The organism is Streptomyces rimosus subsp. rimosus (assembly GCF_000720725.1).
Classification (GTDB): Bacteria; Actinomycetota; Actinomycetes; order Streptomycetales; family Streptomycetaceae; genus Streptomyces; species Streptomyces rimosus_A.
In genome coordinates, this window is sequence record NZ_JOCQ01000005.1 from 33,306 (window position 1) to 45,446 (window position 12,141).

The 12,141-nt window shown below is 70.4% G+C and carries 11 protein-coding genes; 6 read left to right on the forward strand and 5 right to left on the reverse strand.

Going from position 1 to position 12,141, the window contains the following annotated elements; genetic code table 11:
• Positions 1–25: 25 nt before the first annotated feature.
• A complete protein-coding gene (locus IH45_RS0103965; RefSeq protein ID WP_030661339.1) occupies positions 26–988 on the reverse strand; it encodes a quinone oxidoreductase family protein in 963 nt (320 codons plus the stop codon).
• A 529-nt stretch (positions 989–1,517) separates the two neighbouring features.
• Between IH45_RS0103965 and abc-f the strand changes: the two genes are divergently transcribed.
• The 3 genes from abc-f (at position 1,518) to IH45_RS0103980 (ending at position 5,587) form a co-directional block, all read left to right on the forward strand.
• The gene (abc-f, locus tag IH45_RS0103970; protein ID WP_030661342.1) at positions 1,518–3,152 is read left to right on the forward strand and encodes a ribosomal protection-like ABC-F family protein; all 1,635 of its coding nucleotides are present in this window, start codon (positions 1,518–1,520) and stop codon (positions 3,150–3,152) included.
• 80 nt (positions 3,153–3,232) lie between these two features.
• The gene (locus IH45_RS0103975; RefSeq protein WP_032916753.1) at positions 3,233–4,981 is read left to right on the forward strand and encodes an ABC-F family ATP-binding cassette domain-containing protein; all 1,749 of its coding nucleotides are present in this window, start codon (positions 3,233–3,235) and stop codon (positions 4,979–4,981) included.
• Positions 4,982–5,023: 42 nt separating this feature from the next.
• The gene (locus IH45_RS0103980) at positions 5,024–5,587 is read left to right on the forward strand and encodes a CGNR zinc finger domain-containing protein (protein ID WP_030661348.1); all 564 of its coding nucleotides are present in this window, start codon (positions 5,024–5,026) and stop codon (positions 5,585–5,587) included.
• Positions 5,588–5,655: 68 nt separating this feature from the next.
• Here the strand turns inward: IH45_RS0103980 and IH45_RS0103985 are convergent, their stop codons facing one another.
• From IH45_RS0103985 to IH45_RS0103995, 3 genes are all read right to left on the reverse strand, one after another.
• Positions 5,656–6,024 carry a hypothetical protein gene (locus tag IH45_RS0103985; RefSeq protein WP_050514508.1) on the reverse strand — a complete coding sequence of 123 codons (369 nt, stop codon included), beginning with the start codon at positions 6,022–6,024 and terminating at the stop codon, positions 5,656–5,658.
• Between the two features lie 137 nt (positions 6,025–6,161).
• The gene (locus IH45_RS0103990; RefSeq protein WP_030661354.1) at positions 6,162–6,728 is read right to left on the reverse strand and encodes a TetR/AcrR family transcriptional regulator; all 567 of its coding nucleotides are present in this window, start codon (positions 6,726–6,728) and stop codon (positions 6,162–6,164) included.
• Between the two features lie 135 nt (positions 6,729–6,863).
• Complete coding sequence (locus IH45_RS0103995; RefSeq protein WP_030661369.1) at positions 6,864–7,277, reverse strand: cupin domain-containing protein; 414 nt, start codon at positions 7,275–7,277, stop codon at positions 6,864–6,866.
• A gap of 572 nt (positions 7,278–7,849) precedes the next feature.
• On the opposite strand from IH45_RS0103995, the gene IH45_RS0104000 reads away from it, so the two are divergent.
• The 3 genes from IH45_RS0104000 (at position 7,850) to argS (ending at position 11,019) form a co-directional block, all read left to right on the forward strand.
• Positions 7,850–8,971, forward strand: a complete 1,122-nt coding sequence (locus IH45_RS0104000) for an alpha/beta fold hydrolase (protein WP_030661372.1) — start codon at positions 7,850–7,852, stop codon at positions 8,969–8,971.
• A gap of 55 nt (positions 8,972–9,026) precedes the next feature.
• Entirely contained in the window at positions 9,027–9,221 is a 195-nt protein-coding gene (locus IH45_RS0104005; protein ID WP_030661375.1) for a hypothetical protein, read from the forward strand.
• Between the two features lie 121 nt (positions 9,222–9,342).
• The gene (gene argS, locus IH45_RS0104010) at positions 9,343–11,019 is read left to right on the forward strand and encodes an arginine--tRNA ligase (RefSeq protein ID WP_030661378.1); all 1,677 of its coding nucleotides are present in this window, start codon (positions 9,343–9,345) and stop codon (positions 11,017–11,019) included.
• A 162-nt stretch (positions 11,020–11,181) separates the two neighbouring features.
• Here argS and IH45_RS0104015 read toward each other — a convergent pair whose 3' ends face one another.
• Positions 11,182–12,126 (reverse strand): C45 family autoproteolytic acyltransferase/hydolase, encoded by a 945-nt coding sequence (locus tag IH45_RS0104015; RefSeq protein ID WP_030661380.1) that lies wholly within the window; start codon positions 12,124–12,126, stop codon positions 11,182–11,184.
• Positions 12,127–12,141: the final 15 nt, after the last annotated feature.

Consider the following 12,141-nt stretch of genomic DNA (forward strand, 5'->3'; position numbering starts at 1 on the left):
CACCTCTCTCGGATCGGTGACCTGATCAGGGCACGAGCAGGAGTTTGCCGGTGGTCCTGCGGGATTCGAGATCGGTGTGGGCCTGTGCGGCGTCCGACAGGGCGTAGCGCCCACCGATGTGCGGGGTCACCTGCCCCTTGCGGATCATGTCGAAGACCTCACCGCTGCGTTCGACCAGGGCTTCGCGTGTGGGCACGTGGTGGTGGACCACGGGATACGTCAGAAGGATGCTGTTGGGCAGGTCGGTCGGGGTGAGGGACGGGACACCCATGAACGGGCCGTAGTAGGCGTGCACGCCGTGCGGGCGCAGCGCCAGTTGCGAGGAACGGAAGGTCGCGGCGCCGCCCCCGTCGTACACCACATGGGCACCCTCGCCGCCGGTCAGTTCCCTGACCTTCTCCTCGAATCCGCCTCCGCTGGAAACGAGAACGTGATCCGCTCCGGCCTCCCGGGCCGACGCGGCCTTCTCCTCCCGGGACACGAGTCCGATCACACGGCCGCCACGGGCTTTGATCATCTGCGTCAGCAGCAGGCCGACACCGCCGGCGGCGGCATGCACGACAGCGGTGGCGCCCGGCCTGACGGCATACGTCTCGGTGGTGAAGTGATTGGCCGTCAGGCCCTGCATCAGCACCGCGGCCGCGGTCTCGTCGGACACCTCGTCCGGAACCTTGACCAGCGACGACGCGGGAATGGCGAGCAATTCGGCGTAACTGCCGATGTGGTAGAACCAGGCCACGCGATCGCCCACGGCGAAGTCCTGGACGTCATCACCGAGGGCGGTCACATATCCCATTCCCTCGACCCCGAGAATCGTGGGAGCGGTCCAGCCGGGGCCGCCGACCGTCCGGGCTCCCACGTCCATGAAGTTCACGCCCGCGACGGCGAGTCGTACCAGTACTTCGCCCTTTCCGGGTGTCGGGTCGGGTAATTCGGTCCACCGCATGACCTCGGGTCCGCCGTGCCGGCCGATGAATATTGCGCGCATGAAGCGTTCCTTTCCGAAGGGTTGGCCGGGCGCTGCGAGCCTCGGCTGCAAGCAGCGTATGGAGGCAAAAATGGACCCGCAAGTCCAGTTTTGTCGATGCGCACTCGACGTGCATTCGACGTGCATTCGATGTGCGTTCGACGTGGGTCCGGGGCGTGGGTCCGGGGCGTGGGCCCGGCCTGATCCGATCTCCCCAGGCGCCTGTCGCGGCGGGAACGAGCCGCCCCGATGCCCGTCCCCGCGCCCGTTCCCCATGTCTGTCCCCGTCACGGCCGGAACGCCCCGTACGCAGACCGGATGCCACGGACGACCCCCGCCATGGTGTTACCCTGGCGAACGAACATGATCTCGGATCGAGGAGACACAGCCGTGGTGGGTGACGACGACATCTCCGGGTGATACCCGGACCTGATGGCCGCCGGCCGGTGCGCAGGAGCACCGCCGTGGTGGCCGCCTCGTCGTGCCCTCAACCCGTTCCCGGGCACCGGTGTCCGCCGGGCCGCCCGCTGTGCTTTCCCGAGGTCTTCTCATGTCCGACGCTTCCGTCGTCTGCTCGAACCTGTCCTTTTCCTGGCCCGACGACACCCCCGTCTTCCAGGACCTCTCCTTCACCGTGGGCACCGGCCGCACGGGCCTGGTGGCGCCCAACGGATCCGGCAAGAGCACCCTGCTCAAGCTGATCGCCGGTGAACTGCGCCCCACCGCCGGGTCCGTGTCCGTCTGCGGCGTCCTCGGCTACCTCCCGCAGAGCCTCCCGCTCGCCGCCGGCCTCACCGTGGCCGAGGTACTGGGCGTCGCCGAGGTGATCCGAGCCCTGGACGCCGTGGAGTCCGGCGATGTGAGCGAGGAGCACTTCGCGACCATCGGCGACGACTGGGACATCGAGGAGCGGACCCGCGCCCAGCTCGACCGGCTCGGCCTGACGGGGCTGGCCCTCGACCGCGGCCTGAGCACGCTCAGCGGCGGTCAGATCGTCTCGCTCGGCCTGGCGGCGCAGCTCCTCAAGCGCCCCGACGTCCTGCTGCTCGACGAGCCGACCAACAACCTCGACCTCGACGCGCGGCACAAGCTCTACGACGTGCTCGGGGACTGGAACGGCTGCCTGCTCCTGGTCAGCCACGACCGCGCGCTGCTGGACCGCATGGACCGTATCGCCGAACTCGACCGCGGCGCGCTGCGCGTGTACGGCGGCAACTTCACCGCGTACGAGGAAGCCGTACAGGCCGAGCAGGAGGTGGCCGAGAAGAACGTCCGCAACGCCGAGCAGGAACTCAAGCGCGAGAAGCGGGAGTTGCAGCAGGCCCGCGAGCGTGCTGAACGCCGCGCGAGCAACGCCTCCCGCAACCTCAAGAACGCGGGCCTGCCCCGCATCTTCGCCGGGAACATGAAGCGCGGCGCCCAGGAGTCGGCCGGCCGGGCCGGCCAGATGCACGCCTCGCGGGTCAGCGAGGCCAAGGCCCGCCTGGACGAGGCGGGGCGCGCCGTACGCGACGAGCAGCGCATCACGCTGGACCTGCCCGCAACCCAAGTGCCCGCGGGACGCAACCTGTTCCTGGGTGAGGGCCTGCTCGTCAGTCACGGTGAGCGGCCCCTGTTCGCGGGCGACGGCGTCGACCTGACGGTCCGGGGCCCCGAACGTATCGCGCTGACCGGCCCCAACGGCGCAGGCAAGACCACGCTGCTGCGCCTGCTCAACGGCGACCTGGAACCCGACGCGGGGCAGGTCAAGCGGGCCGACAGCCGGATCGCCTACCTCTCGCAGCGCCTCGACCTGCTCGACCTGTCCCGGACCGTGGCCGAAAACTTCACCGCGTTCGCCCCGCACCGCACGGAGGCGGAGCGGATGAACCTGCTCGCCCGCTTCCTCTTCCGGGGGCCCCGGGCCCACCTGCCGGTGCACGTGCTGTCCGGCGGCGAGCGGCTGCGCGCCACCCTGGCGTGTGTGCTGTGCGCCGAACCGGCCCCGCAACTGCTGCTGCTGGACGAGCCGACGAACAATCTCGACCTGGTCAGCGCCGGGCAGCTGGAGAGCGCGCTCGCCTCCTACCAGGGGGCGTTCGTCGTGGTCAGTCACGACGAACGGTTCCTCGGCCGGATCGGGATCGACCGCTGGCTGCGGCTGGCCGACGGCGAGCTGCGGGAGACGGCGGCCCCCGAGGTGTGAGGCGCCGGTCACGGCCTGGCCCGCGTCCGAGGTGTCCCACCCGGCGGGCCGCGTACCTCCCTCACACCAGGTGGACCACCATGCCCCGACCAGCTCTGCTCGCCCACGACCTCGTCCGCACGCTGGGGACCCGACGGGTCCTGGACGGCGTCTCCCTCACCGCCGCACCCGGCCACCGCGTGGGGCTGATCGGCGAGAACGGTGTCGGCAAATCGACACTGCTGCGCCTGCTCGCGGGCGTCGACGAACCCGACGCCGGCCATGTCACCCGCCCGTACGACCTGGGCTTCCTGCACCAGGAGATGCCGTTCGCCGGTGACGTGACGATCGCGCGGGTCCTGGACGACGCCCTCCGGGAAGCCCGTGCCGACCTGGCCGAACTCGACCGGCTCACCCGGCTGCTCGCCGACACCCCCGAGGACCGCCCCGCCCACGCCGAGCTGCTGGAGACGTACGGGCAGCGGCTCGAACAGGCCCAGGAACGCGAGGTCTGGGACGCCGACCGCCGGGCCGGAATCGTCCTCGACGGGCTCGGCCTCGGTGGTGTCGCACATGACCGGCCGCTCGGCTCGCTGTCCGGCGGGCAGCGCGGCCGCCTCGCCCTGGCCGCGCTCCTCGTACGCCGCCCCGCGGCCCTCCTCCTGGACGAGCCGACCAACCACCTCGACGACGAAGCGGCCGCCTTCGTGGAGGGCCGGCTCCGCGAGCTGCCCGGCGTCGTCGTGGTGGCGAGCCACGACCGGGCGTTCCTCGACGCCGTCTGTACGGAACTGATCGATCTCGACCCGGCCGTGGACGGTCCCGTGCGCTTCGGCGGCAACTACAGCGCCTACCAGGCCCACAAGCATGCCGAACGCGAACGCTGGGAGCACAGGTACGCCGAGGAACAGGAGGAGTTGGAGGAACTGCGCCGCTCGGCCGGGGTGACCGCGCACCGCGTCGCCCCGGACCGCGGGCGGCGGGACAACGAGAAGATGGGTTACGGCCACCGGGCGGGCCGGGTGCAGCAGCAGATCTCCCGGCGGGTACGCAACGCCACCCGCCGGCTGGAAGAACTGGAGCGCACACAGGTGGGGGAGCCGCCGCAGCCGTTGCGGCTGCATGTCGCGGCGGTCGCGGCGGTCGCCGTCGAACCGGTGGAGACGGGGGAGGCGGAGGGGCCGGGGATAGCGGGTTCGGATCAAGCGCCGAATTCCGAGCCGGTGGACGCGCTTCTCGTAGCGCTGCGGGACGTACGCGTGCCAAGCCGGCTGCATCTCGCGCATCTGGACATCCGGTCTGGAGACCGGCTCCTGGTGACGGGCGACAACGGCGCCGGAAAATCGACACTGCTGTCGCTGCTGGCCGGGCGGCTCCGCGCCGAGGGCGAAGTACGCAGGTGGCCGGGCCTGTCCGTAGGACTGCTCGCGCAGGACACCTCGTTCGAACGCCCGGACCGTACGGTGCGTGACACCTACACGTACGCATTGGGCGCCGAGCGGGCGGAAGCGGTGCCGCTGGGCTCACTGGGGCTGCTGCACGCCGCGGACCTCGACAAACAGGTGGGCCGGCTATCGGTCGGCCAGCGCCGCAGGCTCGCACTGGCCCTCCTGATGGCGCACCCGCCGCACCTCCTGCTGCTCGACGAGCCGACGAACCACCTGTCCCCGCGCCTGTGTGACGAGCTGGAGGACGCCCTCGGCGCCGGACCGGGCACGATCGTCGTGGCCAGCCATGACAGGTGGCTGCGCGGGCGCTGGAACGGGCGGCGGCTGCACCTGCGCTCCGGCCGGGCGCATGCGGACGAGATCGGCGAAGCGTCACCCAGGGGGCGCCCGCTGCGTTGCTGACGGGCTTTGCCGCGCCCGCAGTCACCCGTCAGAATGGTGACCGTGAATCTCGATCACGTCTTCGTATGCGGACATCCGGCGCTCGACTTCGCCGCGACGCTCCGGGCCCGGCGCACCCTGCGCTTCGAGATGTTCGCGGCGCCGGACCGGCTGGACGCGTGGTACGTGGAGTCCGGAATCGTGGACTCCGTGGCGCCCAGCCGGCCGTCCGACGTCGAGCGCGCGAGGGCCGTACGGGAAGCGGTCTACGAGCTGATCACCGCGCGTCGCCTGGGCGAGGCCTTCGGCGACCGGGCCCTGGAGGCGCTCAACGGGGCCGCCCGCAAACCCGCCGCGGCCCCGCAGCTCACCAGGGCCGGGCGCCGGACCGACGCCACCTCGCAGGAAGCGCTGTCCGCCGTGGCCCGGCAGGCGGTGGAGCTGCTGAGCGGCCCGGACGTGCCGCTGCTCAAGGAGTGCGGCAACCCCGAGTGCACCCGCGTCTACATCGACCGCTCACGGGGCATGCGGCGGCACTGGTGCGGAATGGAGTCGTGCGGCAACAAGATCAAGGCCGCTGCGTACCGGGCGCGGAAGAAGAGCGCGCTCGCCACGATCGACGGCTGACGGCTGACGGCTGACGGCTGACGGCTGTCGGTTGTCGGCGTCGGTTCGGGTCTCGGTGCCGCTGTCGGCTAGTTCGCGCGTACGCGGTAGCTCACGCCGGGGTAGGGGAGGTCGCCGAAGTTCAGCGAGCCCACCACGGTGAACACGTCGCCGTTCGTGCCGGGGGCACCCGGACGGCAGCCGGCGTTGAAGTAGACCTCCACACTCCGGTCGGCGATCGCCCGGAAGGACCGGACGGGAGCGGTGAATTCCTGACACACGCCGACCTTGCCGAGATCGGCCTTGATGGCGCTGCCGGTGGCGTTGGCACCGGTGTAGAAGGTGACTCCGGGAAGCTCGGCCGCGCCGGCGGGCGAGCCAGCGGCGCCGACCATCAGCAGGCCGCTCGCGAGGACTCCGCCGGCAACAGCCGCATATTTGGTGAACTTTGTGGTCATGTCTCCGCCTTTGGATCGTGGTGTTGGGTTGGGGTGGTTGGGAGGAGCGGTTCGGGGCGTGGACGAGGTGGCTCCGCCGGGCCGGGCCGGAGCGGGGTTCGGGGCCCGCCGTGCCGGGGCTCGGATCCAGGTCCTGGTCAGGTGTCCAGAATGCTTTCGGCCGCCTCGCGCAGTGTGCGGGCGACGTCGTGCGGATCGTCGAGGTATCCGGCCGCCATCGCTCCGTCGCGCAGCACCATGAGCGCCCGTGCCGCCCGGTCGGGGTCGGGGTGCCCGGCGTCCTGCGCGACATCGCGCAGGACGCCGCGGAACCAGTCGCGGTGCTCGGCCACGCAGAGGCGTACGTGATGCCGCGGATCGGGATACTCGGCGGCGGCGTTGAGGAATCCGCAGCCGCGGAACTCCGGCCGCAGAAGGCTGTCGGCGATCATGGCGACGATCTCCAGCAGGGCGTCGCGCCCCCGGTGGGCGCGGAGAATGGCCTCCACCGTCCGCTTCACCCGGGCGTCCCGCTCCTGCAGATAGGCGATCACCAGGCCCTCCTTGCCGCCGAAATGGCGGTAGAAGGTGGCCCGGGTGACACCCGCTTCCCGTACGAGTTGCTCGACGCCCACGGTGTGGATTCCGTTCGCATAGAACAGTTTTCCCGCGATGTTCAGCAGCCGCTCACGCGGATGGATCGTCCCACTGGCGCTCGAAGTCATGACCACCAGCGTACGGACGGCCCATCGACGCCGGTCGGCCCGTCACCTCTGGGGGAGGCCGGTACGGCGCTGCCGTCTCGTCGATACGCCGCCAATACTCGGCCAATACGTCGCCAATACGGCGTCAGTAGTCGGTCAGTACTTCGTCACCAGCGGCTTGGTCTCGTCGATGACGTAGGTGGAGAGCATCATCGTCGTCACGGTGCCGACGTTGCGGGCGTTGTGGATCACGCCCGACGGGATAAAGAACGGGTCGCCCGTGCGCAGCCGTTGGGCGGGGCCGTCGTCGAACTCCATCAGCACGTCGCCGCGCACGATGTACCCGACTTCGACTCCCGGGTGGCTGTGGCGGCCGGACTCCTTGTGCCGGGGGATCTCCACGACGGTCTGCACGGTCAGCCAGCCCTTGGCCGGCGACGGGTGCCGCTGGAGTTCGGACCGGGTGACGCCGCTTGTCGGGTCGTCGGGAGGTGTGGGGTTGGCCGGTGGGGGTTCGGGGGTGGTCGCTGTGCCGCTGCTGGGGTGCAGCGGGGGGTGGCGGTCGAGCATGAGGTGCCTTTCCGTTTCCAGCAGAAAGAACGTTCGTTCTGCCTGATCGATACGGTACGCAGCTCATCGCCGTCCCGTACAGGTGGAACTTCGGTCAGGTGGGGTGGCGTCGCGACCTGGTGTTTGTGGCCTGGTGGGTTGATGTGTGGCCGGCTTGTGCTGCGGTGCGCAGGCCCGGGGTCGGGGGAGTGGTGGGGGCATGAGTGCACGTCAGGTGCGGTGTGGGCCGTCGGTTTGTGGGGGAGGCGCAGGCGTTGTTCCTGGCGTGCGGGCCGGGGGCGTGTGAGTGGCTGGAACCGATCATCAGCGGCGAATCCGCGCGTGCGGGAGCGAAGTTGGCGGACCCCGCACGCGCCTGCCGGTGGCAGGACCTGAACCCGAGCACGCCGCGCGTAACCGGACCGTCTCCTCATCCGTCACCACCTTGACCGGTGACGCAATGCCTGCAAGAGTCATGGCGCACCCGGCACGCGGTGACATGGGCGAGCCCGTCATCCGTAACCCCGCCACCACTCCACTTCGGCCCGTCTGCGACTCACGCGACGCAGACGGAACAGCACACGGAGGCCTCGATGTTCAACAGGCGCACCTTCGGCAAGGCCATGGCGCTGGGCGCCGGCGCGGCCGCCGTCACGCTGGGCGGCCCGCAGGTCTCCCCGGTTGCCGCCGCCCCTCGCCCGGGCCCGAAGGCTTCCGGCCCGAAGGCTTCCGGCTCGGGGGCTTCCGGTCCGAGTGCTTCCGGCCGTACGGGTGCGTCCGCCCTCCCCGAAGTCGCCCCCGGTACGCACACGGCCTTCGACCGGATGCGGCACGTCACCGCGGGACTGCTCGACGTCGGTTACGCGGAGGCGGGCCCCGCGCACGGGCCGGTGGTCATCTGCCTGCACGGCTGGCCGTACGACATCCACAGCTTCGTGGACGTCGCCCCCTTGCTGGCGTCGCGGGGCTACCGCGTGATCGTCCCGTACCTGCGCGGTCACGGCTCGACCCGCTTCCGCTCCGCCGCCACGTTCCGCAACGCCCAGCAGTCCGCGGTCGCCCTGGATGTCATCGCCCTGATGGACGCCCTCGGCATCCACCGGGCCGTACTGGCCGGCTTCGACTGGGGCACCCGGACGGCCGACATCGTCGCGGCCCTGTGGCCCGAACGCGTCAAGGCGCTGGTGTCGGTGAGCGGATACCTGATCACCAACGTCGAGGCGCAGCAGGAGCCGCTGTCCGCGCAGGCCGAGCACACCTGGTGGTACCAGTACTACTTCGCCACCGAGCGCGGCCGGCGCGCCATGGAGAACGCGGACAAGCGCCGCGACCTGTGCCGCCTGGTCTGGGAAACCGTGTCACCGACGTGGGACTTCGACGACGCCACGTTCGCGCGTACCGCCAGAGCCTTCGAGAATCCCGACTACGCCGACATCGTGATCCACAACTATCGCTGGCGCCTTGGCCTGGCCGAGGGCGAACGCCGTTACGACCGCTACGAGAAGCGGCTCGCCGACCGGCCGGTCATCACCGTGCCGACCATCACCCTGGACCCCGAACGCGACCCGTTCACCGCGCCCGGCAACGGCTCCTCGTACCGCGACCGCTTCACCGGCGCGTACGAACACCGCACCCTGACCGGCATCGGCCACAACCTGCCGCAGGAAGCTCCCACCGCTTTTGCCCAGGCAGTCGTGGACGTGGATCACTTCTGACCGCCCGCGACTGTTTCTGTTTCTGAACACCCTGACCGAAAGACCGGAGGTCGACATGCAGTACACCAACAACACGCCGGACGGCACGGCAGCGGCCCGGCACGCGAAGTTCGGCAAGCTGCCCGAGCGCATTCCGTACGAGGACATGGTCACGGAGAAGGCCGTATCGGAGGACCGCGCGCAGAACACGTACAACCCCGAAGGGTCGTGGAACCACTTCTCCTGCTTGGCGCTGGACCTCGGCCTGTAGGGGGCCTGGGGGCCTGTAAGGAGTCTGTACCTGTAAGGAGTCTCCAGGTGGCCTGTAGGGGCACCGGGGCACCTGAATAACCAGTATCTCCGGTGCTGTCCACCCCGCTAGCGTCTCCGCCATGACTCCAGCGGATCTCGCCGCCGGCATCTCCGACGGCATACGCATGGCCATCCGGTCCGGACGCATCTCCGCAGAGGTGCCCGTGCCCGCGCCCGAGGAGATCCGCGTGGAGCGCCCCCGCCACCGTGGCCACGGCGACTACTCGACCAATGTCGCCATGCGGCTCGCTCCCGCCGCGGGCCTGCCCGCCCGTGCCGTGGCCGAGATGCTGGCCCCGCTGGTGAGCGCGGCCGACGGCATCGCGAAGGCCGAGGCCGCGGGCCCCGGGTTCCTGAACATCACGCTGGAGAGGTCGGCGCTCGGTGCCGTGGCGCGCGACATCGTCCTGGCCGGTGACGCTTACGGCCGTACCGACCGGCTCGGTGGTGTACGGCTCAATCTGGAGTTCGTCTCGGCGAACCCCACGGGGCCGGTGCACATCGGCGGGGCACGGTGGGCGGTCGTGGGCGACGTGCTCGCCCGGCTGCTGGAGGCCGCGGGCGCGGACGTGGCACGGGAGTATTACTTCAACGACGCGGGCGTGCAGATCGACCGGTTCGCGCGCTCGCTGCTCGCCGCGGCGCAGGGCTCGCCGGTGCCGGAGGACGGCTACGGCGGCGCATACATCGAGGAGATCGCCGCCGCGGTGGTGCGGCGGCGGCCCGGTGCGTCGGACCTGCCGGATCCCGCGGCGGCCCTCGCCGTCTTCAGGGCGGAGGGCACGGCGCTGATGTTCGATGAGATCAAGTCGTCGCTCGCCGCGTTCGGTACCCGTTTCGACGTGTTCTTCAACGAGAAAGCCCTGCACGACCGGGGCGACCTGGACGCCGCTGTCGCGCGGCTGTGGGAGGGCGGCCACGTCTTCGAGGAGGCGGGCGCGCTCTGGCTGCGCACCACGGATTTCGGTGACGACAAGGACCGGGTGCTGGTGAAGAGCGACGGTTCCCGGACGTACTTCACCGCGGACTGTGCGTACTACCTCGACAAGCGCTCCCGGGGCTTCGAGCGGGTGGTCGTCATGCTCGGCGCCGACCACGCGGGCTATGTGGGCCGGATGCGTGCCATGGCGGCCTGCTTCGGTGACGACCCGGACACGCACCTGGAAATCCTCATCGGGCAGCTGGTCAACCTCGTCAGGGACGGGGAGCCGGTCCGGATGAGCAAGCGCGCGGGTACGGTCGTCACCCTGGACGACCTGGTCGAAGCGGTCGGTGTGGACGCCGCGCGGTACGCGCTCGCGCGGGCCAGTGTGGACGCGGTGATCGACCTCGACATCAACCTGCTCACCCGGCAGTCGAACGACAACCCCGTCCACTACGTCCAGTACGCGCACACCCGGCTGTGCGCCGTACAGCGCAGGGCCCTGGAGGCCGGGATCGACAAGGGCACCCCGGGGAACTTCGATCCTTCCCTGCTCACTCACGAGCGGGAGGCGGTTCTGCTCGGCATGCTGGCCGATTTCCCGCAGGTGGTGGCGGCTGCCGGGACGCTACGCGAGCCGCACCGGGTGGCGCACTACCTGGAGGCGCTGGCCGGCACGTACCACCGCTTCTACGACACCTGCCGAGTCCTGCCGCGGACCGGCGAGGCCCCGGACGGCCGCACCCGGGCCCGGCTGTGGCTGACGGAGGCCAGCAGGGTGGTGCTGCACAACGGCCTGCAGTTGCTCGGGGTTTCGGCGCCGGAACGGATGTGAGGGCGGGGGCAGGGGGTGGCGGGCTCGGTCGTCGTCCGGGTCACCATCCGAAGCCTGTTGATCGAGCGTTTCCGAGAGTGCGCGGCCCGGGAGCCGGCGGAGGAGAGCGATCCCGTAGGGCATGGGCGTAGCGCACCGGCAGATTGGCGCGAGCAAAGCCTCTCAGCCGGCCCGGCCCAAGGTCACGGTGCGGGAGCCGGGTGCGAAGTCGCCGAAGGACTGCTGCCAGGATTCACCGGGCCAGTAGTACGTCACACGGCCCTCGACGGGCCGGTAGCGGGCTGTGTAGAGCGTTCCCCACCCCTGCTCGTCGACGGACCGATACAGCGGTGGCTTCAGCATCGCCGCCACGTCCGCACCCGCGGCGCGAATGGCGCGCAGCCGCTCCTGCGTCCGCAAGGTCCGCTCCTGCTTGTCGGTCACCGGCAGGTGCTGGTGATTGGCGGCGCAGGCATCCGGCGCCACCATCGGCGACATGTCCGGCCCCACGAACACCGTCACCGCCTTCGCGGGATCGACAAGGGTGAGGTTCTGCGGGACGGCGACCGGCAGGGACCGCAGCCTGTCGACCGCCTCATCGACGGTGTCGCACGTCTCCAGCAGGTAGCGCACCACGATGAGAATGGCGAAGCCACGTCCGTGGACGCAACGTCCGCCGTAGGTGAGCGAGACCGCGAGACCGGCGTCGTTCATCCCGTCCAGCAAGCCCCACAGCAGGTCCTGCATTCCGATCACGGGGCGCAGGAAGCAGGAGGAGACGATGGTGCCCTCGCACTGATCGGGCGGGAAGTCGTAGTTGCGCAGCAGGGTGCCGTTCCGGCCGATCTGGGTGCAGGCCGGGGAGAACGGCCGCAGTGCCGCGTGGGTGAGGAAGACTTCCGCCTCGGGCCGGTCGAGTTGGCCGGCCAGGCGGTCCAGAACCGGGTCCAGTTCCGGCATGTGCGCACGGAACAGCGCCCGAACACGGTCCGCGCCCGCCGGAGTCCGGCCCTCCGTGGTCAGCAGGCCCTCCATGTCCTGCCACAGGGCGCGGGCGTGGGCGGCCCACCGCCCGTCGCTGCCGTCGCCGACGTCGATCGCCTGGAAGGTCTTGTGCTGTTGCCGCATGGCTGCCACTGCCCC